The organism is Halomonas almeriensis (assembly GCF_030409235.1).
Classification (GTDB): Bacteria; Pseudomonadota; Gammaproteobacteria; order Pseudomonadales; family Halomonadaceae; genus Halomonas; species Halomonas almeriensis.
Genome location: NZ_JAUFPO010000009.1, coordinates 216,346 through 241,551 on the forward strand (window position 1 = coordinate 216,346; position 25,206 = coordinate 241,551).

Below are 25,206 nucleotides of genomic sequence, written 5' to 3' on the forward strand. Positions count from 1 at the left end.
TGCCCCGGATGCCCTCACGCCGGATCATGCAGAGCCGTTCTGCCGGCTTTCCAGTGCCCCGGGCGTGATGCCCGGCGGGCCACCATGCTTATTGTCACGGATATTCCATGAAAAGTGCAGACATCAGACAGGCCTTTCTGAGCTACTTCGCGGAGCGAGGGCATACCATCGTCCCGACGAGCTCCCTAGTGCCGGACAACGACCCGACCCTGCTGTTTACCAATGCCGGCATGGTGCCGTTCAAGGACGTTTTCCTGGGTCGTGATCCGCGCTCCTATGTGCGCGCCACCTCGGCGCAGCGCTGCGTGCGAGCCGGCGGCAAGCACAATGACCTGGACAACGTCGGTTACACCGCACGTCACCACACCTTTTTTGAGATGCTGGGCAATTTCAGCTTCGGCGATTACTTCAAGCGTGATGCTATCCAGTTTGCCTGGCGCTTTCTGACCGAGGTGCTGGGGCTGCCCCGCGAGAAGCTGTGGGTCACGGTGCACGTCAGTGATGAAGAAGCCGAGCGTATTTGGAAGGACGAGGTCGGCATCGACCCCGAGCGCTTCTCGCGGCTAGAGGACGACAATTTCTGGCAGATGGGCGATACCGGCCCCTGCGGGCCGAGCTCCGAGGTCTTCTTCGATCACGGCCCCGAGGTCTGGGGTGGCCCGCCCGGCAGTCCGGAAGAGGACGGGGATCGCTACATCGAGATCTGGAACCTGGTGTTCATGCAGTTCGATCGCGATGCCGGCGGCAACATGAACCCGCTGCCCAGGCCGTCCATCGACACCGGCATGGGGCTGGAGCGCATCGCGGCGGTCATGCAGGGCGTGCACTCCAACTATGAGATCGACCTCTTCCAGAATCTGCTGAAGGCCGCCGCCAGTGCCACCGGGCATGATGACATCATGGCGCCGTCCCTCTGCGTGATCGCCGATCATATCCGTTCCTGCGCCTTCCTGATTGCCGATGGCGTCATGCCTTCCAATGAGGGGCGGGGCTATGTGCTGCGCCGGATCATTCGTCGTGCCGTGCGTCACGGTCACAAGCTGGGTGCCCAGGGCAGCTTCTTCCACACCCTGGTGGCGGCACTGGATGCGGAGATGGGCGAGGCCTATCCGGAGCTGCGCGAGGCTCGGGACCAGATCGAGCGTGTTCTGCTCAAGGAGGAGGAACAGTTTGCCCGCACCCTGGAACACGGCATGGGGATGCTGGGAGAGGCGCTGGATGCTCTGGAAGGGGATATGCTGGCCGGCGAGACGGTGTTCAAGCTCTATGACACCTACGGCTTTCCCTATGATCTCACCGCGGATGTCTGCCGCGAGCGCGGCGTCTCGCTGGATGAGGCCGGTTTCGAGCGCGAGCTGGAAGCGCAGCGTCAGCGGGCCCGTGCCGCCAGTCAGTTCGGGGTCGATTATGGCGCCGCCCTGGAGCTCGATGGCGAGAGCGAATTCACCGGCTATGAGCGTCTCGAGGACAGGGCCCGGGTGATCGCACTGATCGATGAGCAGGGCCAGGCGCTGGCGCAGCTTCAGGCCGAGCAGTCCGGTGTGGTGGTGCTCGATCGGACGCCCTTCTATGGTGAATCGGGCGGCCAGGTGGGCGACACTGGCTATCTCGAACTCGAGACCGGCCGTTTTCTGGTCGAGGACACCCAGAAGCAGTCCGGCCACCACCTGCACCGTGGGCGCCTGCTGGAGGGCCAGCTGGCCGTGGGAACGGAGGTCTCGCCGCGCGTCGACTCGAGCCTGCGCGCCGCCACGGTGCGCAACCACTCGGCCACCCACCTGCTGCACCAGGCCCTGCGCATGGTGCTCGGCGAGCATGTTCAGCAGAAGGGGTCGCTGGTCACGCCGGAACGCCTGCGTTTCGACTTCAGTCATTTCGAGCCGATGAGCGCGGAGCAACTGGCCGAGGTCGAACGCCTGGTCAATGAGCAGGTGCTGTCCAATGCGCCCACCCGTATCGAGCATATGACCCTCGATCAGGCCAAAGCCAAGGGCGCCGCGGCACTCTTCGAGGCCAAGTACGCCGACAGCGTGCGGGTGCTGACCATCGGTGCCGATGACTTTTCCATCGAGCTCTGCGGAGGGACTCACGTGGCGCGCAGCGGCGATATCGGTTGCTGCCACATCGTCGCCGAAGTCGGCATTGCCAGCGGCGTGCGACGCATCGAGGCGCTGACCGGTGATGGCGCGTTGGCCTATTTCCGCGAGCAGGAAGCGCGAGTGGCGCGGCTGGGAGAGCGCCTCAAAGCCAAGCCCGAACAGGTCGAGGAAAGGGTTGCCGCGCTGGTCGACGGCAACCGGCAGATGGAGAAGGAGCTCGAGCGCCTCAAGGCAAGGCTGGCCAGTGCGGCGGGCAGCGACATGCTCGCCGAGGCGCGCGAGGTCAAGGGCGTGAAGGTGCTGGCCAAGCAGCTCGAGGGCGTGTCCGGCAAGGAGCTTCGCGGCCTGCTGGACCAGGTCAAGAACAAGATCGGCTCGGGCGTGGTGGTGCTCGGTGTCGCTGACGAAAGCGCCGGCAAGGTCAGTCTGATTGCCGGTGTCACCCAGGATCTGACCGCGCAATTGAAAGCCGGTGAACTGGTCAATCACGTCGCTTCGCGAGTGGGCGGCAAGGGCGGTGGGCGTCCTGACATGGCCCAGGCCGGAGGCAGCGATGCTGCGGCGTTGCCCGGTGCCCTGGATAGCGTCGCGGACTGGGTCGGCGACAAGCTCTGATGGCAATCCCGGGGCCGAAGGGGAGATACCTTCGGCCCTTGCTTTATGCGCAAGGTCCGTTTTTCCTTCGAACGTTAACCCGCCAGAGAGGGGCAACGATTAATGGCACTATACGTACAGAAGTTTGGCGGTACCTCGGTGGGCTCGGTGGAGCGCATCAAGGCCGTGGCCGAAAAGGTCAAGCGCTTCCGCGATCAAGGCCATCAGGTCGTGGTGGTAGTCTCCGCGATGAGTGGCGAGACCAATCGCCTGATCGGCCTGGCCAACGACATCAATGATGAGCCAACGCCGCGCGAAATGGACATGCTGGTCTCCACCGGCGAGCAGGTGACCATCTCGCTGTTGGCCATGGCGCTGCACAAGCTGGGTGTGCCGGCTACTTCCTACACCGGGTCGCAGGTCGGCATTCTGACCGACAGCTCGCATACCAAGGCGCGCATTCAGCGCATCGAGACCGAGGACATGCGTGCCGACCTGGATGATGGTCAGGTGGCCGTTGTGGCCGGTTTTCAGGGGGTCGACGAGGAAGGCAACATCACGACCCTGGGGCGCGGCGGGTCCGATACCACCGGTGTCGCCCTGGCCGCTGCGCTGAATGCCGATGAGTGCCAGATCTATACCGATGTCGATGGTGTCTATACCACGGACCCGCGGGTCTGCTCGCGGGCTCAGCGTCTGGACACCATTACCGTCGAGGAGATGCTCGAGCTGGCCAGCCTGGGTTCCAAGGTGCTGCAGATTCGCGCCGTCGAGTTCGCCGGCAAATACAATGTTCCGCTGCGTGTGCTGTCCAGTTTCGAAGAAGGCCCGGGCACGCTGATTGTCGCAGACTCCGATAATGACGAGGATTCCATGGAAGAACCGCTGATCTCCGGTATTGCCTTTACCGCCAATGAGGCCAAGCTGACGTTGCTCAACACGCCGGATGTGCCGGGTGTGGCATCGAAGATCCTGGGGCCGATCGCCGATGCCAATATCGAGATCGACATGATTGTGCAGAACGTGGCTCCCTCCGGTGGCTATACCGACTTCACCTTCACGGTCGCCAAGGGGGATTACAAGCAGACCCTCGACATCCTCAAGCAACAGGTTCTGCCGGCACTGGGCGAAGGGGAGCTCAAGGCGGACGACAACATCGCCAAGGTCTCGCTCGTCGGTGTGGGCATGCGCTCCCATGCCGGTGTGGCCTCCAAGATGTTTCGTGTGCTGTCGGCGGAAAACATCAATATCCGCATGGTCTCCACCTCGGAGATCAAGATCTCGGTGGTCATCGACGAGAAGCACATGGAGCTCGCGGTGCGTGCCCTGCATGAGGCCTTCGGGCTCGACAAGACGGCCATTGAGCAAGAATAATCCTCGCTTCGTGTCACAGCTTCTACGCTGTTAGACATGGATCAATGCACTGAAAGATGTGCACCTTCGGGCGTGTTGCCAAATGTCCCGGGCATCACGCTTGGCTTGAGGGCGACAACGTGCCATGGTTCTAGGTGATTTAGTGCGAGGGTTGTCGTCCTCTGTCGATGAATGCATCCCTTAGTTGCAAGCCAAAGTCTGAAAAGGAGATCAGTCATGCTCATCCTGACCCGCCGTGTGGGCGAAACCCTGATGGTGGGTGACGACATAACCGTCACCGTTCTCGGGGTCAAAGGAAACCAGGTCCGCATCGGCGTGAATGCGCCCAAGGATGTCGCCGTGCATCGTGAAGAGATCTATCAGCGCATTCAGCGCGAGAAGACCGACGAGGATCACGACGACGAGATGCCTTGAGCCGTGCTCCGGCACTGGCTGATAACGGCTTTGAACGATAAAAAACGCGTCCAGGTATGGACAACAGGGTTTCTGATAGGTAGGATACGCACCGTGCCGATGGGGAGAGGTGGCCGAGTGGCTGAAGGCGCTCCCCTGCTAAGGGAGTAAGGGGTTAATAGCCCCTTCGAGGGTTCGAATCCCTCTCTCTCCGCCACCATTGGTACCAGAAGGTAAGCGCCCGTAGCTCAGCTGGATAGAGTACCTGACTACGAATCAGGTGGTCGGAGGTTCGAATCCTCCCGGGCGCGCCACTTTCGAGGCTAGCCTACGCTTGTCCCGTCAGATGTTTTTTCCTTCTAGCAAGCCGAGCGTCACGCATGGCGTGATCATCGCAGCTTTGCGCCCGTAGCTCAGCTGGATAGAGTACCTGACTACGAATCAGGTGGTCGGAGGTTCGAATCCTCCCGGGCGCGCCAGATATTGACCCGTCCTCCTCGTGAGGGCGGGTCTTCCTTTTTTTGGCCTGCTTGCCATGAGCCGAAGCCGGGTGTACCGCCCCGGTTTCCGCGATCGTTGAAGCGCCACTCTGTCGACTGCCCCGCTCGGGGCGACGACGGGTGAGCGCTTTTTTTTATGCCGGTTGGCCGGCTATCTTCATGCGCTTCGGGCCCCGGCTTCCCGCGCGGCGCTGCGTGACTCGCGCAGCCCTGCCAGGAAAGTGTCCAGCTCGGTGACGCGCCGCAAGGTCTGAAAGCATTGTGCGGCCTGCTCATCCTGCGGCCGCATATGGTTCATCCACTGCTTAAGTCGCGCGACCACTGTCTTGCCGGAAAGTGTGCTACGCTGCAATGCAGCATATTCCAGCAGCACCTCGGCCTTGCGGGCCCATTGGGTCGCCGGCAGGCAGGCCCCGGTGTGCTGCCAGTGACGGATTCTGGCCGCCAGGTCCGGGTCCGAGAGGGCGCCGCGGCCCAGCATGACATCCTGGCAACCGGACAGGGTGCGTGCCTTCCAGTAATCCGCGAGGGTCCAGATATCGCCATTGGCGACCACGGGAATGTTCAGGCGTTGGCGCATGCGGCCGATCCATTCCCAGTGAGCCGGGGGACGATACCCCTCGTTGCGGGTTCGAGCATGCACGACCAGCTGTCGAGCGCCGCCATCCTCGGCGGCATGGGCGCATTGCAGCGCCAGTCGACGGTCGGCGAAGCCCAGGCGGATCTTGGCGGTCACCGGAATGGTGTCGCCTATGGCGTCATGAACGGCGGTGACGGCAGCGCGAAGGCGCCGCGGGTCGCGCAACATGGAGGCTCCGCCATCATGGCGGTTGACCAGCTTGGCGGGGCAGCCAAAGTTGAGATCGAGGCTCCGGGTGCCGAGTGCCAGGGCCTGTAGGGCATTGGCGGCCAGGGCGGCAGGGTCCGAGCCCAGTAGCTGGAGGTGCACGGGAGCACCGCCGGGTGTGCACGGCATGCCGCCGTGCAATTCCGGGCAATGACGGAGGAAGACGCGCTGCGGGAGTCGGGTATCCACCACGCGCACGAATTCGGTGACCGTCCAGTCGATGCCGGCAGAACGGGTGAGCAGGTCCCGGGTCGCGGCGTCGATGACCCCCTCCATGGGGGCTAGGCCTATCCGCCCCGGGTGTAGTAAGTTAACAACATTGTCAGGTTCCATGGCGTTATTGTACGCCATCTCGCGGCGGTCAGGTGAGTCATCCATGGGGGGTCGCCGGTCGGGCGGGTCGTTTCGAGCAGGAGGAAGCCACATGCAGGAAACGCAGTTAATGAATGAGGGCCTTGCCCTGATGGGGCTCGGCATGGGGTTTGTGTTCGTCTTTCTGACGGTCCTGGTCATCACCACAACCCTGATGTCGCGCCTGGTGGGTCGCTATTTCCCCGAGCCGTCGCCGTCTCCGGCGCCTTCTATGGCGGGGCGCGCATTGCCCGCCCAGGATGACGATGTCATGGCGGCCATCAGTGTTGCCGTGCATCGGCACCGTCAGCGGCATCGCCGGTGAGCCCCTTGCAGTGCCGGGTGGCGGTCGCAAAGGGGAACAACATGCTCTTCGAGTTACAACGATAAGGACGCTCACATGACGGATAACGCTAACCCTCTCGGTATTACCGATGTCGTGCTGCGTGACGCTCACCAGTCACTCTTTGCCACGCGCCTGCGTCTGGATGACATGCTGCCGATCGCCGAAAAACTGGATCGCATCGGATTCTGGTCTCTGGAGTCCTGGGGAGGGGCCACCTTTGATGCCTGCATCCGTTATCTCGGTGAAGACCCTTGGGAACGCATTCGGGCCCTGAAGGAAGCCATGCCCAACACCCGCCAGCAGATGCTGCTGCGTGGCCAGAATCTGCTGGGGTATCGCCATTATGCGGATGACGTGGTCGATCGCTTTGTCGAGCGCGCCAGGACCAACGGCGTGGACGTGTTCCGGGTCTTCGATGCCATGAACGACCCTCGCAACCTGGAGCGCGCACTGCGCGCCGTGCGCGCCAATGACGGCCATGCCCAGGGCACCATTTCCTATACGGTGAGCCCGGTTCACACCATGGAGAGCTGGGTCGAGCTGGCCAGTGAGATTGCCGAGATGGGCGCCGATTCTCTGGCCATCAAGGACATGGCCGGCCTGCTGACGCCTTATGATGCTCATGAGCTGGTCTCGCGCCTCAAGCAGGCGCTGAGCATCCCGATTCACCTGCATTGCCATGCCACCACCGGACTGTCGACGGCCACGGCACTGAAGGCGGTGGAAGCCGGCGTCGACAATGTCGATACCGCCATCTCGTCGATGTCCATGACCTATGGCCACAGCCCCACCGAGTCGCTGGTGGCGATGCTCAAGGGCACGCCCCGCGATACCGGGCTCGACCTGGAAGCGCTCGAGGACATCGCCGGCTACTTTCGCGCCGTGCGCAAGAAGTATGCAGCCTTCGAGGGGGCGCTCAAGGGAATCGACTCGCGCATCCTGGTGGCTCAGGTGCCGGGCGGCATGCTGACCAACATGGAAGGCCAGCTCAAGGAGCAGGGCGCCGGAGACAAGCTGGATGACGTCCTGACGGAAATTCCCCGCGTGCGCCAGGATCTGGGTTACATCCCGCTGGTCACGCCGACATCGCAGATCGTGGGCACCCAGGCGGTGATGAACGTGATGATGGGCGAGCGCTACAAGTCGATCTCCAAGGAGGTCCAGGCGCTGCTCAAGGGCGAGTATGGTGCCGCCCCGGCCGATTACAACAGCGAGCTTCAGGCCCGCGTCCTCGAGGGGGGTGAGCCGATTACCGAGCGTCCGGCGGACCGCCTGTCGCCGGAGATGGAGCGTCTTTCCAGCGAGCTCGACGACAAGGCTCGCCAGGACGGCATCCGGCTCGCCGAAGGGCAGGGCCGGGTCGACGATGTGCTGACCTATGCCCTCTTCCCGCAGATCGGACTGAAGTTCCTGGCCAATCGTGATGATCCCGGTGCCTTCGAGCCGATCCCCCGGGCGCCCGAGGAGCAACCGGCTGCGTCGGCCGCGGTGCCCGCCGAGCCCGGCGCCCCCGAAACCTATACCGTCACGGTCAATGGCAAGCGCTATGTCGTTGAAGTCGCCGATGGCGGAGAAATCGATCGCGTGCAGGAACAGGGCGAGGTTGCACCGCAGGCATCGGCCCAGCCTGAGACGGGTTCCTCGGGGGAGACCATCGCGGCGCCGCTGGCCGGCAACATCTTCAAGGTCAACGTCAAGCCGGGCGACAGTGTGGCGGAAGGCGACGTGGTGATCATTCTCGAGGCCATGAAGATGGAAACCGAGGTCAGGGCCGCCAGTGCTGGAGTGGTATCCGGCGTCAAGGTCAGCGAGGGGGATAGCGTCGCGGTGGGCGATGCGTTGATCGTCCTCTAGGCTCGTTTCGGGTCGTCTCGAAAAGCGCCGTGGCGGGTGGCGAGCCCGCCAGGCTTTCTTTCGGCGCCTTCATCAAGGACATGGGAATGACAGACAAACTACTTACCCTGTGGCATGGCTCGGGGCTCTACAACCTGGACCTGGGGCAGGCGGCCATGATCCTGGTCGGCCTGGGTCTGCTCTACCTGGCGATCAACAAGAAGTTCGAACCCCTGCTTCTGGTGCCGATCGGCTTTGGCGGCATTCTGGCCAATATCCCTGAAGCCGGGCTGGCGCTCTCCGCTGCCGAACAGGCGGTGCAGCAGGCCGGCCCCCAGGTGCTGGAACGCATGGCGGCGGCACTCGAGGTGTCGCTGGAGCCATCGGCCGGCATCGAGGCCACCCGACAGCTGCTCAGCGATGCGCTGCACGGTGACGCGGGACCGGCGTTGATGGGGGCGGCCAATGACGTCGCCCGCGGCTCCGGTTTCACACCGGGCATGCTCTATCAGTTCTACAGTGTGGCCATTGCCTCTGGCGTGGCGCCGCTGGTGATCTTCATGGGCGTGGGCGCGATGACCGATTTCGGCCCCTTGCTGGCCAATCCGCGGACCCTCTTCCTGGGCGCGGCGGCCCAGTTCGGCATTTTCGCCACCCTGCTCGGGGCAGTCGGGCTCTCGGCCATGGGCATCATGGACTTCTCGCTCAAGCAGGCAGCCGCCATCGGGATCATCGGCGGGGCCGACGGGCCCACCTCGATCTATGTCTCGAGCCTGCTGGCGCCGGAGTTGCTGGGTGCCATCGCGGTGGCCTCCTACTCGTACATGGCGCTGGTGCCGCTGATCCAGCCACCCATCATGCGTGCCCTTACATCCCGGCGCGAGCGCGAAATCACCATGACCCAGCTGCGCCCGGTGTCCAAGCTGGAAAAGATCGTCTTTCCGCTTTCGCTGCTGATCCTGGTGGTGCTTTTCTTGCCGGATGCCGCACCGCTGCTGGGCATGTTCTGCTTCGGCAACCTGATGCGTGAGTGCGGCGTGGTCGAGCGGCTCTCCGATACCGCCCAGCATGCCCTGATCAATACTGTAACGATCTTTCTGGGTCTGTCGGTGGGATCCAAGTTGATGGCGGATCGTTTCCTGGCCCTGGAGACCCTGGGTATTCTGGGGCTCGGCATGGTGGCCTTCGCCATCGGTACGGCCTGCGGCATCCTCATGGCCAAGGTGCTCAACGCGGTCAGCAAGCAGTCAATCAATCCGCTGATCGGCTCCGCCGGTGTGTCGGCCGTGCCCATGGCCGCCCGAGTATCCAACAAGGTAGGGCTCGAGTCCAATCCGCACAACTTCCTGCTGATGCACGCCATGGGGCCCAATGTGGCCGGTGTCATCGGCTCGGCGGTGGCGGCCGGGGTGATGATCAAGTATCTCGGCTGAACGGCGTTGCCTGTCCGACGCTGACTCCCTTCCGCGGCGCCCGAGTGGCGCCGCGCCATCGTCCTGTCATCTTTCGCTCCTAGTCTGTGGCCATCGGCGCGCGGGCGCCCGGCTGGAGCGAGTCCCGGATGATCGATATCGAACACTTCCTGCTGAGCAGGTCTTCCCGAGTGGCGGCCTGGCCCGCCTGGATGCGCCGGCCACTGGTGGCCGGGTTGCGTCGCCTGGTGCATGAGCGCGAGATCAACGACTTCCTGGCGCGCCATGGCCAACTGGGCTGGCTCGAGTTCATCGACCAGGTCTTCGACCATTTCCGCTTCGGCTACACCCTGTCGTCCCGGGAGCGTGACAATATTCCCGCGACCGGCCGGGTGGTCATTGTGGCCAATCATCCCCTGGGGGCCCTGGATGGTCTGGCGTTGATCCGGATGGTCGCCGAGCTGCGCCCCGATGTCTGCATTCTGGCCAATGATCTGCTGTGTCAGGTCGCCCCCCTGTGCGATGTGATCCTGCCGGTGGACAACCTGACGCGCAAGGGCTTTAGGCGCAGCCTGGGGCGTATGGTCGAGGCGCTGGAAGACGACCGTGCGGTGATCGTCTTCCCGGCCGGCGAGGTCTCGCGTGCCGGCCCTGCCGGGGTGCGCGACGGCAAGTGGCTGTCCGGGTTCCTGCATGCGGCCCGGCGCACCAATGCGCCGATTCTGCCGGTGCATGTCAACGGCCGTAATTCCTCCTGGTTCTATGGCCTGGCGTACCTCCATGGCCCGCTGGGTACCCTGATGCTGCCCAGCGAGATGTTTCGTCAGCGTGATCGCCAGGTGGCGCTGCGTGTCGGTGGCCTGATTCCGCTGGCTCGCTTCGACCGGGAGGATCTGACCACCGCGGTCAGGATGAAGTTGTTGCGCAAGCATGTGTACCGTCTGGGGCGGGGGCAAAAGGGCGTCTTCGTCAGCGAGGTCGGCATCGCGCGCCCCGAGAGTCGCCAGCGGCTGCGCGAGGAGCTGCGCGCTGCCAGGCGCCTGGGCGTCACTCAGGATGGCAAGCAGATCCTGCTGTTCGACAGCCGTGCCGATTCGGCGGTGATGCGTGAGCTCGGCCGGCTGCGGGAGATCACCTTTCGGCGTGTCGGGGAGGGCTCCGGCCGCAAGCGTGACCTGGATGACTTCGATCATCACTATCGTCACCTGATTCTGTGGGATGACCAGGATCTGGAAATCGCCGGTGCCTATCGTCTTGGAGAGGTCGGTCCGATTCTCGAGCGTCACGGCGCGGCCGGTCTCTACACCTCGACCATCTTCCAGCTCGATCAGGCGCCCTGGGAGCGGTGGCGCCATGGCCTCGAGCTGGGGCGCAGTTTTGTCCAGCCGCGTTATTGGGGACGGCGCAGCCTGGAGTACTTGTGGGTCGTGCTGGGGGCGTATCTGCGCGAGCATCCCGAGGTGCGCTGGCTGTTCGGGCCGGTCACCATCCCCAACCTGATGCCGCCCCTGGCGCGCGAGCTGCTGGTGGGCTATTACCGGCATTATCATGGTGATGACAGTGCCGGGATTCGGCCGCGGGCACCCTATCGGCTGTCGCTGGCGGGCGAGCAGGAGGTCGAACGCCTGCTGAGTGGCGATGATGCCCAGCAGGACTTTTGTCGCCTGCGTCATGCCCTGCAGGCGATGGGGGCCGGTGTGCCGGCGCTGTACAAGCAGTACATCGAGGTCGCTGAACCCGGTGGGGCTCGCTTTCTGGCATTCGGCGTGGATGCAGGGTTCGGTTACTGTACCGATGGCCTGGTGGAAGTGGACATCAGCCGGCTGAAGCCGGAAAAGCGGGCGCGCTACATCGGTCGTTCGGCACGGGATGATGACCAGCCGGCCGGGCGCTCCCGGGAGCTGGGTGATTCGTCGCTTGTCGCCGAATGACAGCCGGACCCGCTTGGGGCATGGCGGTCAGCTCGGGGTGAGCAGGGTCATGCGGCCCTTCAGCCTGGCATTCAACGTCTCGAGATCCTGGGCGCGGTCGAGTGGCCAGCCCAGGGTCAGGGTCACGCCATCGGCCCGGTAGTCGACCGCTTCGACGGGAATGTCGTGTTCGCCGCACCAGCTACGGGCAATGGCCTCTCCGGCGAAGTCGACCCTTACGTCGAGAGGGGTGCGCTCGATCACCTCGCGGAGCGGCAGGGCTTGCAGAGCGTCGCCCACGGCCTGGGAGTAGGCGCGGGCCAGCCCGCCCGTGCCCAGCTTGATGCCGCCGAAGTAGCGAATCACCACACAGCCAACCTGCCCCAGGCCGGCGCCCTCGAGCACCTGAAACATGGGCCGCCCGGCCGTGCCGCCGGGCTCGCCGTCATCGGCAAAACCGATGCGGTTCTGTTCACCGGGCGGCCCGGCGATGAAGGCCGTGCAATGATGGTTGGCTCCCGGATGCGACCACCTGGCGGCCCGCAGCAGGGCCTCGAAGGACTCGACACTAGGGATCCGGGCGGTCCAGGTGAGAAAGCGGCTGCGCTCTATCTCGAGCTCGGTTTCGTGCCACTCGCCCTCGGCCAGGTCGGGAATCGCGTAGCGCATCAGGCCGCGAGGTCCGGCTGGCGCACCACGCCCATGACCATACCCAGTACCCGGATATCACTGTTGTGCAGGAAGATGGGCGCCATGGATTCATTGGCCGGCTGCAGGCGAACGCCGGATTTCTCGATATAGAACTTCTTCAGCGTGACCTCCTGGTCATTGATCATCACCACGGCCGTTTCGCCGTTTTCCGCGCTTTCGCGACGCTCGATGATAATGACATCGCCATCAAAGATGTTGCAATCGACCATGGAGTTGCCGTTCACTCTGAGGGCGTAGGTATTGCGCCGGACCATGCGGGTGGGCACCTCGATGCTCTCGGCCTCAAGGCAGGCTTCGATGGGCATGCCTGCTGAGACGCGACCCAGCAGGGGGATCTCGACTTGCTCCTCGAGGTCGGCGGCGTCCAGTGGCGCCCAGCCCTCGGCAATGGGCAGGTTGGGCTGGCGAAACAGGTACTGTGTGGTGGGGCTTGACATGGCGCGACGTCTCCCTTTTGGCATTGACTGTTTATATATACAGTACTTGTCCAGCATAGCAGGCCAGTGCTATCTGGCAAGGTGCTTCAGGATTGCCCGAGGGCGCGTCGCGCAACAGCTCCCGCGGGGTGGCTGGCGATGCGAACGATTTGCGTGTACCGTGCAGGGCCCGATGTGAGTTTTCCGGAGCCCGATTTGAGCCTGCACCTGCAAGCCCGAAAGCTGGCCTGCGAGCGAGACGGCCGCTGGTTGTTCGGTGCGCTCGATCTGGAGATCCAGGGCGGTGACATCCTGCGTGTCGAGGGGGCCAACGGCAGCGGCAAGACGACGCTGTTGAAGATCCTGTCGGCCCAGTCCCTCGACTATCAGGGCACGCTGTTGTGGCGGGGTGAACCATTGCGCCGCGTCCGTCGGGACTTCCTGTCGCATCTGCTGTACATCGGTCATGCCTCGGCTCTCAAGCCGGCACTCAGCGCACTGGAGAACCTGGCCTGGCATGCCGCCCTGGCCGGTCAGCCGTCCGGCGACGCGGAGCGGCTTGCAGCGCTGTCGAGACTGGGGCTATCGGGCTTCGAGGATCTTCCGGTCGGGCAGTTGTCGGCCGGTCAGCAGCGCCGCATCGCCCTGGCGAGGCTGGTGCTCGTGCGTCGCCGGTTGTGGATGCTCGACGAGCCCTTCTCCGCCCTGGACCGGGACGGCATCCAGGTTCTGGAAGCGTTGTTGTCATCCCATGTCCGACAGGGCGGGAGTGTGGTGCTGACCACGCATCAGCCGCTGCATGTCGAGGTGCCGGTTCGTCGCTTGCGCCTCGGCGAGGAGGGCATGGATGTCACGACCTGAGCGAGACGGCGCTGCCGGCCCGACGCCGGCCAGGGCCCTGAGAGGCATGATGCGTCGTGATCTGTTGCTGCTGTCGCGCCATCCCGGAGCCTGGCTCAATCCGCTGGCCTTCTTCGCCCTGGTGATCACGCTCTTTCCCATCGGCATCTCGCCATCGGCGTCGCTGTTGTCGGACCTGGCGCCCGGTCTCTTGTGGGTGGCGGCGCTGCTGGCCACACTGCTGTCACTGGATGGCCTGTTCCGCGATGATGCCGAGGATGGCAGCCTCGAACAGCTCTTGCTCTCGCCTCAGCCCCTGCCGTTGCTGATTCTCGGCAGGGTCGCGATACACTGGGCGTCGACCGGACTGCCGTTGGCCCTGATGGCGCCGCTTCTGGGGGTCATGTTGTCCTTGCCCGCGGAAAGTTACCTGCTGCTGATGGTCGCGTTGGCACTGGGCAGTGCCACGCTCGGCCTGATCGGGGCCATCGGGGCGGCATTGACCATCGGGGTGGCGCGCGGTGGCATCATTCTGCCACTGCTGGTGCTGCCGCTTTACGTGCCGGTACTGATCTTCGGCAGCGGGGCGTTGCAGGCGGCCATCGGCGGGGGGAACGCGGCGCCCCACCTGGCAGTGCTGGGGGCTCTGCTGGCGCTGGCGCTGATGCTGGCGCCTTGGGCGACAGCCGCGGCGCTGCGTATCAGTCTCAATGGTTGAGAGGTCGTCACATTCATGTGGGCTTATTTACACAAGCTGGCGTCGCCCCAGGGCTTCTATGCCCTGAGTGTCCGCCTGTCTCCGTGGTGCTGGGGGCTGGCGTTGACCCTGATGGTGGTGGGCACGATCTGGGGACTGGGGTTCGCGCCGGCCGACTATCAGCAGGGCAACAGCTTTCGCATCATCTATGTACATGTGCCCGCGGCCCTGCTGGCCCAGTCAATCTATGTGACCATGGCCGTGGCCGGGCTGGTGTTTCTGGTCTGGCGGATCAAGCTGGCGGACATGGCGGCCACGGCCATGGCTCCCCTGGGCGCCGCCATGACCTTTCTGGCACTGTTTTCCGGCGCCGTCTGGGGGGTGCCCACCTGGGGCACCTGGTGGCAGTGGGACGCCCGCCTGACCTCGATGCTCCTGCTGCTGTTTCTGTATTTCGGTGTGCTGGCACTGCGGGGAGCGCTTGGCGGGCGTCAATCCGCCGCCAGGGCAGCCTCGGTGCTGACACTGGTGGGGGTGATCAACATTCCGATCATCCAGTACTCGGTGGAGTGGTGGTACACCCTGCATCAGCCGGCGACCTTTTCGGTGACCTCGCGTCCTGCCATGCCGTCCGACATGTGGCTTCCGCTGCTGGTCATGGTGCTGGGCTTCTACTGCCTTTTCCTGGCCGTGACGCTGACGCGCACCCGCCACGAGATCCTGCGACGCGAGGCCTCGCGTCGCTGGGTTCGGGCGCTGACCGGGGAGGGCTCCTGATGGCCTTCGACTCCTGGCAGGCCTTTCTCGCCATGGGTGGTCATGGCGTCTATGTGTGGTCGGCTTACGGCGTCGCCCTGCTGTTGTTGTCGGGCACTGTGCTGCAGGTACGCCTGGAGCGCCGACGGGTGTGGCGGCGTGTCTCTCGTCAGGCGCGACGGGGACGGCAGCGAGGCATGGACAGGGGGGCGTCATGAGAAGGCAGCGCCGACAGCGCTTGCAGGTCATTCTGGCGATGCTGGTCCTGGCCGCCATTGCCGCTGGCTTGATGCTGTATGCACTGCGCAGCAACATCAATCTCTTCTTCAGCCCGATGCAGGTCGTCGCCGGCGAAGCGCCAATGGACCGGCCGATACGCGCCGGCGGTCTGGTCGCCAAGGACTCGGTTAAGCGAGACCCGCAGAGTCTGGCCGTGCGCTTTGCTGTCACCGACCATGTGGAATCCATCCAGGTGCGCTATCGTGGCATTCTGCCCGACCTGTTCCGCGAGGGGCAGGGCGTGGTGGTGCTCGGCGAACTTCAGCCGGAGGGCTGGGTGCGCGCCGACGAGGTGCTGGCCCGCCACGACGAGAATTACATGCCGCCGGAGGTGGCCGATGCCCTCAAGGAAGCCGGTTATGCCCCGGAAGATTATCGGGACCGGGCCGATCAGTCGCCGCCACCGGCGGGCACTCAGCCAGACGCCGGCGTGGAGTGATGCGGAGCCACCATGCTGATCGAGATGATCCCAGAAGTCGGCCTTTTCGCCCTGATCATCGCCCAGTTGATGGCGCTGATCCTGGGCACGCTGCCGCTGGCCGGGGCCGCGACACGACGCCCATTGTGGATGGCTTATGCACGTCCCATGGCGACAGCGCAGTTTGCCTTCCTGTGCCTGGCCTATGCCTGCCTGACGGCCAGCTATCTGCTGGATGATTTCAGTGTGGCCACGGTGGCCAACAACTCGAACTCGATGCTGCCCTGGTACTACAAATTGAGTGCCGTATGGGGCAATCACGAGGGCTCGGTGCTGCTGTGGAGCCTGATGCTGGCCGGCTGGACCTTTGCCGTCGGTTATTTTTCCCGGGCGTTACCGCCCGAGGTCCTGGCGCGCGTGCTGGCCGTCATGGGGCTGATCAGCAGTGGCTTCCTGGCTTTCGTGCTGTGGACGTCCAATCCCTTCGCCAGGCTGTTGCCCGAGGTGCCGGCGGACGGCGCGGATCTGAATCCGTTGTTGCAGGACGTCGGCCTGATTGTCCATCCGCCCATGCTCTACATGGGCTACGTGGGCTTCTCCGTGGTCTTCGCCTTTGCCATTGCCGCTCTGCTCGGTGGTCGGCTGGATGCCGCCTGGACGCGTTGGGTCCGCCCCTGGACGAATCTGGCCTGGGCCTTTCTGACCCTGGGGATCGCCCTGGGTAGCTGGTGGGCCTACTACGAACTGGGCTGGGGTGGCTGGTGGTTCTGGGACCCGGTGGAGAACGCTTCGCTACTGCCCTGGCTGGCCGGCACGGCACTGATTCACTCCCTGGCGGTGACCGAGAAGCGGGGTGCCTTCAAGAGCTGGACCCTGTTGCTGGCGATCTCGACCTTTTCACTGTCGCTGCTGGGCACCTTTCTGGTGCGCTCCGGCGTACTGACCTCGGTGCACGCCTTCGCCAATGACCCCGATCGGGGACTCTTCATTCTGCTACTGCTCGGGTTGACCGTGGGCTGCTCGCTGCTGCTGTTTGCCCTGCGGTTGCCGCGAGTGGGGCAGCGAGCCGGGTTCACCGGCTTTTCCCGGGATGCGTTGTTGCTGATCAACAACCTATTGCTGGTCGTCATGACGGCCAGCGTGCTGCTGGGCACGCTGTATCCCTTGCTGCTCGACGCCCTGGGGCTCGGCAAGATCAGCGTCGGCGCCCCCTATTTCAACAGCCTGTTCGTCCCGCTGACGGTGCTGCTGGGCCTTGTCATGGGGCTGGGGCCGGTGTCGCAATGGAAGCGCACACCGCCGCGTGTGCTCTGGCGGCATGGCGGGCCCTCGGCCGTCCTGGCGCTGGTCATCGCGGCCCTGGTGCCGCTGGTCTATCGCGGTGACTGGAACCTGAGTGTCTCCCTGGGGCTGGCGACGGCCCTGTGGATCCTGCTGCCGATGCTCAAGGGGCTCTGGGAGCGCAGTCGTCAGGGGGTATCGCGGTGGGCAGCGCTGCGGCGCCTGTCGCTGGCCTATTGGGGCATGCTGGTGGCCCACCTGGGGGTGGCGGTCACCATTGTCGGTGTCAGCGTGGTGTCCAATTACGCCATCGAGCGCAATGTGCGCATGGCCGAGGGGGACACCACGACCCTGGCCGGCTACACCTTTACCCTGACCGAGCTCGGCGAGCGCCGCGGCGCCAACTTCATTGCCGATACCGCGCGCCTCGAGGTACGTCATCAGGGGCAGTCGCAGCCCTTCGTGATGACGCCGGAGAAGCGCCTGTACCTGGCCACCGGCATGCCGATGACCGATGTTGCGCTGCGCCCGGGACCCTGGCGGGATCTGTATGTGGCCATGGGGGAAGAGCTGGAAGCCGGCAGTTGGGCCCTGCGCTTGCAGTACAAGCCGATGGTTCGCTGGTTGTGGCTGGGGGCCCTGCTGATGGCGCTGGGCGGGCTGCTGGCCGTGGTGGATCGCCGCTATCGGCGACGTGGCCGCGCGCTCAGGCCTGATGCCGTGGAGGCGTCGTCATGAAACATCGCCTGATGCTGTTTCTGCCGCTGCTGGGGTTTCTGTTGCTGAGCGGTCTTTTGTATCGCGGCCTGTCGATGGAACCGGCAGGGCGGGAGTCGGCGATGATCGGCCAGCCGTTTCCCGCCTTCGAGCTGGCGACTCTGGCCGACCCCGGTCAGCAGGTGGATGCCTCCCTGCTGCAGGGCCAGGTGACCCTGGTCAATGTCTGGGGCGAGTGGTGCCCCACCTGCAAGCAGGAAATGCCCCAGCTTCAGGCCCTGGCGCAAGAGGGCGTGCACCTGGTCGGCATCGATTACAAGGATAAGCGGGAGAAAGGTCGTGCCTTCCTGGCGCAATACGGCAACCCCTTCACGCTCAACATCTTCGATCCGGAGGGCCGTCTGGGCTTTGATCTGGGGGTCTACGGCGCGCCGGAAACCTTTCTGGTCGACGCCGATGGCGTGATTCGTTATCACCATACCGGTTACATTGCTCCCCATGAGGTAACCGAGGTGATTCTGCCGGAGGTGGCAAGATGGCGCGAATGACAACCTGGCTGCTGTGTCTGTTGATGGGCGTCTGTCTGCCAGCGTTGGCGGCCGAGGAGATGCGCGCCTTCGAGGATCCGGTGCTGGAGGCGCGTTACGCCGAGCTGACCGCGGTGCTGCGCTGCCCCAAGTGCCAGAACCAGGCCATCAATGATTCGGCCTCTCCCATCGCCGGTGACATGCGCGAGCGCGTTTACCAACTTTTACATCAAGGGCAGTCGGATCAGCAGATCCTGGATTACATGGTGCAGCGCTTTGGCGACTATGTGCTTTATAATCCTCGCCTTGAAGGCCGCACCCTGTTGCTCTGGGGGCTGCCCGTGGTGCTGATGCTGATGGGCGGCCTGCTGGTGTTCGTGCTGGTTCGCGCGCGACGCCATGCGGCGGCGCAGGGGCTGAGCGACAGCGAGCGGGCCCGGCTGGCGTCACTGCTCGGCTCTGATGCGGCGGACGACTCGCGTGCGGGGCGCGAGTCGTCCGCACGCGGCGGCCAACGGAGCGACACATGACGCTGCTCTGGCTGGCGTTGGCCGCACTGCTGTTGCCGGCACTGTGGTGGCTGGTGGTACCCCTGCGCCAGGCAGAGCGGCTGCGTGGCACCCAGCAGGAAGCCGAGGCCTCTGAGCCGGGCATCGACGACAATCTGGCCATCTACCGACGTCGTCTGGCTTCTCTGGAAGCGGCGCGGGACCGCGGCGATGTCTCGGCACAAGGTTTCGAGGCTGACCGCCTGGAGCTCGAGCGCGAGCTGCTCGAGGACACCCGGCGCGGGCATCGCTCGCCGCTCGGGAGTCCTGGTGCCGGGCGCCTCATGGCGCCGTTGCTGATGGTCGCCGTGGTGCTGGCCAGCCTGCTGGCCTACCATCGGTCGGGCTCAGAGGGCGACCTGGCACTGCGTACCGCTCAGCAGGAGGTCTTGAACGGGCCCGAGGCGTCGGTCGAGCGGTTGATCGAGGCCCTGGAGGGCCAGGCGGCGCGGCAGCCCGACAACCCCAGTGTCTGGCGTCTGCTGTATCCGCTGTACCGCGACAGCGGACGCCTTGAGCCGGCCATGGCCTCACTGCAGCGGTTGATCGAGCTTCAGGGGCGTCGCCCGGCGCTGCTCGCCCGGTTGGCACAGCTGCGCTACTTCGCGGCGGGCCGGCGCATCGATGACGCGACGCGGGCGCTGATCGACGAAGTGCTGGCCGAGGCCCCGACTCAGCCCACTATCATGAGCCTGCTGGGCTTTGCGGCCTTTCAGGACGAGCACTATCGCCGGGCCATCGAACGCTGGCGCACGGCCATTGCGGGCCTGGACGATGAGCGTTCGGCCCGGTCCTTGCGGCAGGCAATCGACACGGCTCGTCAGCGACTTGGCGACGACACAGCGGAGTGACATGACACACACGACAACGCCAGCGCCGCCCTGCCGGTCAAGTCGGCGCACGTCATCGACACGGTGGTCGAGTAACGCATGCGCCTGACATCCATCCGCCTGGCCGGCTTCAAGTCCTTTGTCGACCCTGTGAATGTGCCCTTCGACGGCAACATGACGGCGGTCGTGGGCCCCAATGGTTGCGGCAAGTCGAACATCATTGATGCCGTGCGCTGGGTGATGGGCGAGTCATCGGCCAAGACGCTGCGCGGCGAGTCGATGGCCGACGTCATCTTCAATGGTTCCACCGGTCGCAAGCCGGTGGGCCAGGCCTCCATCGAGCTGATGTTCGACAACCGCGATGGTTCTATGGGTGGCGCCTATGCCCAGTATGCCGAGATTTCGGTCAAGCGCCAGGTTACCCGTGAGGGCCAGTCCAGCTATTTTTTCAATGGTCAGAAATGTCGCCGGCGCGATATCGCCGACCTCTTTCTGGGCACCGGGCTGGGGCCACGCTCCTACGCCATTATCGGCCAGGGCATGATCTCGCGTCTGATCGAGTCGCGCCCCGAGGAACTACGCGCCACCCTCGAGGAAGCGGCGGGTATTTCCAAGTACAAGGAGCGGCGACGCGAAACCGAGAACCGCATGCGCCGCACCCAGGAAAATCTCGAGCGCCTGGACGACATCCGCGAAGAGCTCGACAAGCAGCTCGAGAAACTCAAGCGTCAGGCCGATGCCGCCAAGCGCTACCAGACGCTCAAGCAGGAAGAATATCAGCTCAAGGGCGAACTGGCGCTGTTGCGCAAGCGCGCCCTGGCTGCCAGTCAGCAGGAGGAAGAATCTCGGGTCGCCGAGCTCGAAACCACGGTAGAGCGAGAAGTCCTGGGCCTGCGCCAGTGCGAGACACGCCTCGAGGAGGCGCGTGCCGAGCATGATCGTCTGGCCACCGAACTGGAGGGGTATCAGGCCCGATTTCATGAAACCACCACGGCCATCGCCCGGCTCGAACAGGACCTGGAGCATGCCCGCTCTCGCGATCAGCAGCTGGCCCGCGACCTGGACAACGCCCGGCGCGAGCTCGAGGATCTTCAGCAGGTCGGAGAGGACGATGGGGAGCGCCTGGCGGGCCTCGACGAACGCCTGGAGACCCTGGGGCCGGAGCAGGAGGAGGTCGCCGAGCGCCTCGCCGAGCTCGATGCAGCCCTCGAGGAGACCGAGCCCCTGGCCGAGCAGGCCGATGCCGACTGGGAAGCCTTCGGCGAGCGCTGGCAGGCGGACAGCCGCGAAGCCGAGCGCGCCCAGGACCGTCTGCGTGAACAGGAGGCGCAGCTGGAGCGCATCCAGGCGGATATCGCTAAGCGCCGCGAGCAGCGCGAGGAACTGCCCGACCTGGCCGAGCTCGAGGCCCAGCGGGGTGAGGTGGCCGAACGGCTGGCCGAATTCGACGAACACCTCGCGGCCAGTGAGGAGCAGCGTGCCAGCTGGCAGGCCCAGCGCGATGATGCCCGGGAGCGTAGGCGTCAGGATGAAGAGGCCCGCGACCTCGAGCGCCAGCGGCGCAGCAGCCTGCAGGGTGAGCTGGCGTCACTGGACGCTCTGATTCAGGCCGCCCTGGCGGATCATGACGAGCAGCTGGACGAGCATCTATCCCGGCATGGCCTGGCTTCGGCCCCGCGGCTCGGCGAACGGCTCGAGGTCACCCCGGGCTGGGAGGACAGCGTCTCCTGGGTACTGGCGCCCTGGCTCAAGGCACGCATGACGTCCGCCGAGGACGCCGCCGAGGTGTTCGGTGCCGACCTCTCGGCCGAGCTCGGGCTCTTGTCCGAGGCCCCGCACAGTCGACCGACCGGCAGCCTGGCGGCCGAGGTACAGGGAGCCGGGGCCGCCACCCCGTGGCTGGCGTCGATTCGCTGTGTGGCCAGTCGTGAGGCGGCCTGGGCCGGCCAGGCATCTCTAGCGCCGGGAGAAAGTCTGATCACGGCGGACGGTCTCTGGGTCGGTGATGGCTGGGCGCGGCATCGTGGTCAGTCCGACGGGCCGGATGCGCTGCTGGTCAGCCGGCGCCGCGAGGCCGAGGTGCGTGAAGCGCTCGCCGAGGTAGAAGAGCGCCTGGAAAGCCTGACGCAGCGTCTCGCCGATGCCGGCGAGGAAGAGCAACGCGCCGAGGCCGGGCTGGAAGAGGTGCGCGTTGCGCAGCGCGAGCTCGACCAGCAGCGTCAGCAACTGGCGGTCCAGGACAGCGGCCTGGCGAGTCGTCTCGAGCATCTGCAGGGCAGGGCAGCCGAGCTGGCGGAAGAAGTCGAGGGACTGGAAACCTCGGCACAGCAGTCACGCCTGGCCATCGAGGAGACGCGTGAGCACTGGCAGGCGGCCCTGGCGCGTCTGGAGGACGGGGCCGAAACCCGCGAGCGCCTGGAACGCGAGCGACGCGAAGCCCGCGAGCGCCTGACCTCCCTGCGCAGCCAGCGCCAGCCCCTGGCCGAGCAGGCGCAGCGTCTGGCCCTGGAGCATCAGCGGCTGACCGCCGAGCGGGCGGGGCTGGCGGAGCAACAGGGGCGCTCCGGAGAAGCGCGTCAGCGTCTCGAAGAACGCTGTCGGGAACTCGAGGAGGCCCGCGAGGGTCTTCAGGAGCCAGAAGAAGAACGTCGGGCCCAGCTCGAGGAGCTGCTGCAGCGTCGTGAGCACGAAGAGCGCGAGCTCAATGAAGCGCGCTCCCGGGCATCCGCCCTCGTCGAGCGACTGCGCGAGGATGAACAGGCTCGTCAGGGACACGAGCGTCAGCTTGAAGGCGTGCGTGAGCGATTGCAGGAGTCGCGCATGCAGGTTCAGGCCCTGGCACTGAAGGCCGAGACACAGGACGAACAGCTGCAGGAGCTCGGGCATGACACTGCTGCGCTGGCCAAAGGCCTCGACCCCAACGCCACGGAGTCCGCCTGGCAGACCCGTCTCGACGAGGTCGGCGAGCGCATCCGGCGCCTGGGGGCGATCAACCTGGCGGCGATCGAGGAATACGACCAGCAGGCCGAGCGTCGCGATTACTTGGAGGGCCAGCATGTCGAGCTCAGCGAGGCCCTGGCGACCCTGGATCGCGCCATACGTCGGATCGATCAGGAAACCCGGACACGTTTTCGCGATACCTTCGAACGAGTCAATACCGGTCTGCAGACGCTTTTTCCCAAGATCTTCGGTGGAGGGACCGCTTGGTTGACCCTTACCGGAGACGATTTGCTGGAGACCGGCGTGGCCATCATGGCGCGTCCTCCGGGTAAGAAGAACAGCACGATTCATTTGCTCTCGGGAGGCGAAAAGGCCCTCACAGCCCTGGCCATGGTGTTTGCCATCTTTCAGCTCAATCCGGCACCTTTCTGTATGCTGGACGAAGTGGATGCCCCCCTGGATGACGCCAATGTGGGCCGCTATGCCAATCTGGTAAAGGAAATGTCGGAGTCCGTGCAGTTCATCTATATCACCCACAACAAGATCGCCATGGAGGCATCCGAGCGCCTGATGGGAGTGACAATGCAGGAGCCGGGGGTGTCCCGGCTGGTGTCGGTCGGCGTGGAGGAGGCCGCCGCCCTGGCTGATGCCTGAGTGACTTGAACAATAATGAGCCGAGGGTTTACAACTAGGGCAATAATGTTGCAATGCGTGCTCTCGCAGGGATTGATGTGGGGTGATGACTCAAGGGCCGTCACTTGCTCGGGAGTTTTTTTCGAGCTTGACAAATAAAAAAAGTGGTCTTTTTTGGGGCAATAGCGCTATGCTGTTGTCGAACATCCTTCAGGCATGGAGCCTTAGCAATAGGCATGACGACCCATGGAACTTAGAGAGTGGCTGATCATTCTGGGGCTGGCATTGGTGACACTCATCGTTATTGATGGGGTGCGCCGCCTGCAGCGCCAACGTCAGGTACCGCGTCTCGACCGGGCCGGCTCCGAGCCGGCAGGCAACGAGAAAGTGGATTCCGAGAAAGACCCGGATGAGGCGGCACGCGAGGCCGAGCTCAGCTGGGAGTTGCCCAATGGAGGGGCGCGGGTCGTCAGGCCGGCGGAGTCGTCAGCGGTTCAGCCTAAGCCCAGATTGCAGCGCCAGGATCACCCTGGGCCCTCGCGCGTGCTCTCAGAGTTTCGTCGCCATCGCCATGACGATGAAGAGCCTGAAGTCGCTCGCCCGTCCATGGAAGCCGTCTCGACCCGTCAGGCGACCGCGGCACCCAGCGACGCTCGACCGGCCCCCGACAAGAGCTGGCACGAGAGGGCCGAGCCGAACTCTGTCGCTCCGCCTGATGCGACTCCTGCGGCTGCCTTCCATGAAGACGAGCCTGCGTCGAGTGGCGAGGCGACTGAGCAGGGCGCGCGTCGCGAGCCCGGCCTGCAGTTCGAAGCCGAACCCACCCTCTCCTCGAATGCCGACGCCTCCGCGCCCGAGCAGGAGCCACAACCGCTCGCGGCCGACCCTGAGGACCACGAGACCCATGACGATGAAGAGCGTTATCGCCTGGTCGATTTCGATGACATGGGCGACTCCCTGAAGAGTCATTCTCGTCGCATGGGGTCGTCGGTACACCGCCTCGGGGCCTCGTTGCAGAAGTCGCTCGCCGAACGCCGCGACAACAAGCGCCAGGAGCGTGCCCGTAAGGAACAGGAACGTGCCGAGCGCCAGCAGCGTGAAGAAGCCGAACGCCAGGAGAGGGCGCAGGAGAAGACACGCCGTGATCGCGAGGAAGCCGAAGCGAAGGCGGCGCGCAATGCCGAGCAGCCATCCGCCGAGGCCCTTGAGGAAACCCATGCCGCGGCCTTCGACGACGACCCGGCCGTTGAGCCTCATGAAGACGAAGTGGCCGACGTTCATCCCGTTCTGGAAAAGGTGCTGCGCAATGGCGTGACGGCCGAGCATGCCCGCCAGACGCTGAGCAATGCCGATGAGGTCATTGTCATCAGTGTCATGTCGCGGGACTCGCAAGGCTTCTCCGGCACGGCGCTGTTGAATCTGATGCTGGCCTGTGGTCTGCGTTACGGCAACGACATGGGCATTTTCCATCGGTTCGAGACCGATGATGCCGAAAGCCCCCTGCAATTCTCCATGGTCAATGTAGTCAAGCCGGGCACCTTCCCGATTCAGTCCATGGACGACTTCACTACACCGGGCGTGACGCTGCTGTTGCCCTTGCCGAGCACATGCGACACCTCGGCAGCCTTCGAGGCCATGGTCGAGACGGCCATGGTCGTGGTTCGCCACCTGGGTGGCGAACTCAAGGACGAGAACCTGAGTGTGATGACCGCTCAGACGGTGGAGTTTGCCCGCCAGCGGGTGCAGGAATTCGAACGCCGTCACCGGCTGAGCCGCTATCAGGTCAACTGACGCTGTCAGCCATAAACCGCAAGCTGGAAGTCTACCCCCCCCCCGGACAGGATGTTCGGGGGGTTTGACGTTTCTGGGCAGTCGGGCAAGATACTGACTTCGAGCTTCGAGCTTCGAGCTTCGAGCTTCGAGCTTCGAGCTTCGAGCTTCGAGCTTCGAGCTT

21 protein-coding genes and 3 tRNA genes are annotated in these 25,206 nt (G+C 64.6%); 21 read left to right on the forward strand and 3 right to left on the reverse strand.

Annotation, left to right across the window (positions count from 1 at the left end; translation table 11 throughout):
- The first annotated feature begins 107 nt into the window (after window positions 1-107).
- The 6 genes from alaS to QWY74_RS07865 all read left to right on the forward strand — a co-directional run bounded on the left by alaS (window position 108) and on the right by QWY74_RS07865 (window position 4,939).
- Window positions 108-2,714, forward strand: a complete 2,607-nt coding sequence (alaS, locus tag QWY74_RS07840; protein ID WP_264824218.1) for an alanine--tRNA ligase — start codon at window positions 108-110, stop codon at window positions 2,712-2,714.
- A gap of 102 nt (window positions 2,715-2,816) precedes the next feature.
- Window positions 2,817-4,067, forward strand: coding sequence for an aspartate kinase (locus QWY74_RS07845; RefSeq protein WP_264824217.1), 1,251 nt, complete (start codon window positions 2,817-2,819; stop codon window positions 4,065-4,067).
- A gap of 216 nt (window positions 4,068-4,283) precedes the next feature.
- Window positions 4,284-4,481 carry a carbon storage regulator CsrA gene (csrA, locus tag QWY74_RS07850; RefSeq protein ID WP_264824216.1) on the forward strand — a complete coding sequence of 66 codons (198 nt, stop codon included), beginning with the start codon at window positions 4,284-4,286 and terminating at the stop codon, window positions 4,479-4,481.
- A gap of 103 nt (window positions 4,482-4,584) precedes the next feature.
- A tRNA-Ser gene (locus tag QWY74_RS07855) sits at window positions 4,585-4,677 on the forward strand.
- Window positions 4,678-4,697: 20 nt separating this feature from the next.
- Window positions 4,698-4,774: transfer RNA gene (locus QWY74_RS07860), tRNA-Arg, on the forward strand.
- 88 nt (window positions 4,775-4,862) lie between these two features.
- Window positions 4,863-4,939: transfer RNA gene (locus QWY74_RS07865), tRNA-Arg, on the forward strand.
- Between the two features lie 178 nt (window positions 4,940-5,117).
- On the opposite strand, the gene QWY74_RS07870 is transcribed toward QWY74_RS07865, so the two are convergent.
- The gene (locus tag QWY74_RS07870) at window positions 5,118-6,083 is read right to left on the reverse strand and encodes a tRNA dihydrouridine synthase (RefSeq protein ID WP_290314096.1); all 966 of its coding nucleotides are present in this window, start codon (window positions 6,081-6,083) and stop codon (window positions 5,118-5,120) included.
- A 148-nt stretch (window positions 6,084-6,231) separates the two neighbouring features.
- On the opposite strand from QWY74_RS07870, the gene QWY74_RS07875 reads away from it, so the two are divergent.
- The 4 genes from QWY74_RS07875 (at window position 6,232) to olsF (ending at window position 11,680) form a co-directional block, all read left to right on the forward strand.
- Complete coding sequence (locus QWY74_RS07875) at window positions 6,232-6,483, forward strand: OadG family protein (RefSeq protein WP_264824215.1); 252 nt, start codon at window positions 6,232-6,234, stop codon at window positions 6,481-6,483.
- A 75-nt stretch (window positions 6,484-6,558) separates the two neighbouring features.
- Window positions 6,559-8,358 carry a sodium-extruding oxaloacetate decarboxylase subunit alpha gene (oadA, locus tag QWY74_RS07880; RefSeq protein ID WP_264824214.1) on the forward strand — a complete coding sequence of 600 codons (1,800 nt, stop codon included), beginning with the start codon at window positions 6,559-6,561 and terminating at the stop codon, window positions 8,356-8,358.
- 86 nt (window positions 8,359-8,444) lie between these two features.
- A complete protein-coding gene (locus QWY74_RS07885; RefSeq protein ID WP_264824213.1) occupies window positions 8,445-9,770 on the forward strand; it encodes a sodium ion-translocating decarboxylase subunit beta in 1,326 nt (441 codons plus the stop codon).
- A 128-nt stretch (window positions 9,771-9,898) separates the two neighbouring features.
- On the forward strand, window positions 9,899-11,680 hold the full coding sequence (gene olsF, locus QWY74_RS07890; RefSeq protein WP_264824212.1) for a bifunctional ornithine lipid synthase OlsF: 1,782 nt from the start codon (window positions 9,899-9,901) through the stop codon (window positions 11,678-11,680).
- A gap of 27 nt (window positions 11,681-11,707) precedes the next feature.
- Here olsF and QWY74_RS07895 read toward each other — a convergent pair whose 3' ends face one another.
- Together QWY74_RS07895 and lexA are read right to left on the reverse strand one after the other, a co-directional pair.
- Entirely contained in the window at window positions 11,708-12,328 is a 621-nt protein-coding gene (locus QWY74_RS07895) for an IMPACT family protein (RefSeq protein ID WP_264824211.1), read from the reverse strand.
- Entirely contained in the window at window positions 12,328-12,807 is a 480-nt protein-coding gene (gene lexA / locus QWY74_RS07900) for a transcriptional repressor LexA (RefSeq protein WP_264824210.1), read from the reverse strand. The genes QWY74_RS07895 and lexA overlap by 1 nt, the downstream gene beginning before the upstream one ends.
- Before the next feature lie 195 nt (window positions 12,808-13,002).
- Here lexA and ccmA point away from each other — a divergent pair, with 195 nt between their 5' ends.
- From ccmA to zipA, 11 genes are all read left to right on the forward strand, one after another.
- Window positions 13,003-13,647, forward strand: coding sequence for a cytochrome c biogenesis heme-transporting ATPase CcmA (gene ccmA, locus QWY74_RS07905; RefSeq protein WP_264824407.1), 645 nt, complete (start codon window positions 13,003-13,005; stop codon window positions 13,645-13,647).
- Window positions 13,648-13,693: 46 nt separating this feature from the next.
- Window positions 13,694-14,344, forward strand: a complete 651-nt coding sequence (gene ccmB, locus QWY74_RS07910; protein ID WP_264824406.1) for a heme exporter protein CcmB — start codon at window positions 13,694-13,696, stop codon at window positions 14,342-14,344.
- Between the two features lie 15 nt (window positions 14,345-14,359).
- The gene (locus tag QWY74_RS07915) at window positions 14,360-15,100 is read left to right on the forward strand and encodes a heme ABC transporter permease (protein WP_264824209.1); all 741 of its coding nucleotides are present in this window, start codon (window positions 14,360-14,362) and stop codon (window positions 15,098-15,100) included.
- On the forward strand, window positions 15,100-15,297 hold the full coding sequence (ccmD, locus tag QWY74_RS07920; protein ID WP_290314097.1) for a heme exporter protein CcmD: 198 nt from the start codon (window positions 15,100-15,102) through the stop codon (window positions 15,295-15,297). Before QWY74_RS07915 ends, ccmD begins: the two co-directional genes overlap by 1 nt.
- On the forward strand, window positions 15,294-15,797 hold the full coding sequence (ccmE, locus tag QWY74_RS07925; protein WP_264824207.1) for a cytochrome c maturation protein CcmE: 504 nt from the start codon (window positions 15,294-15,296) through the stop codon (window positions 15,795-15,797). Before ccmD ends, ccmE begins: the two co-directional genes overlap by 4 nt.
- Before the next feature lie 12 nt (window positions 15,798-15,809).
- Window positions 15,810-17,795, forward strand: a complete 1,986-nt coding sequence (locus tag QWY74_RS07930; RefSeq protein ID WP_290314099.1) for a heme lyase CcmF/NrfE family subunit — start codon at window positions 15,810-15,812, stop codon at window positions 17,793-17,795.
- Window positions 17,792-18,322: a DsbE family thiol:disulfide interchange protein gene (locus QWY74_RS07935; RefSeq protein WP_290314100.1), complete on the forward strand. Its 531-nt coding sequence runs from the start codon at window positions 17,792-17,794 to the stop codon at window positions 18,320-18,322. Before QWY74_RS07930 ends, QWY74_RS07935 begins: the two co-directional genes overlap by 4 nt.
- Entirely contained in the window at window positions 18,310-18,831 is a 522-nt protein-coding gene (locus QWY74_RS07940; RefSeq protein WP_264824205.1) for a cytochrome c-type biogenesis protein, read from the forward strand. The genes QWY74_RS07935 and QWY74_RS07940 overlap by 13 nt, the downstream gene beginning before the upstream one ends.
- On the forward strand, window positions 18,828-19,700 hold the full coding sequence (gene ccmI, locus QWY74_RS07945) for a c-type cytochrome biogenesis protein CcmI (RefSeq protein ID WP_264824204.1): 873 nt from the start codon (window positions 18,828-18,830) through the stop codon (window positions 19,698-19,700). Before QWY74_RS07940 ends, ccmI begins: the two co-directional genes overlap by 4 nt.
- Before the next feature lie 78 nt (window positions 19,701-19,778).
- Complete coding sequence (gene smc / locus QWY74_RS07950; RefSeq protein ID WP_264824203.1) at window positions 19,779-23,273, forward strand: chromosome segregation protein SMC; 3,495 nt, start codon at window positions 19,779-19,781, stop codon at window positions 23,271-23,273.
- Between the two features lie 225 nt (window positions 23,274-23,498).
- Complete coding sequence (zipA, locus tag QWY74_RS07955) at window positions 23,499-25,043, forward strand: cell division protein ZipA (protein WP_290314102.1); 1,545 nt, start codon at window positions 23,499-23,501, stop codon at window positions 25,041-25,043.
- Window positions 25,044-25,206: the final 163 nt, after the last annotated feature.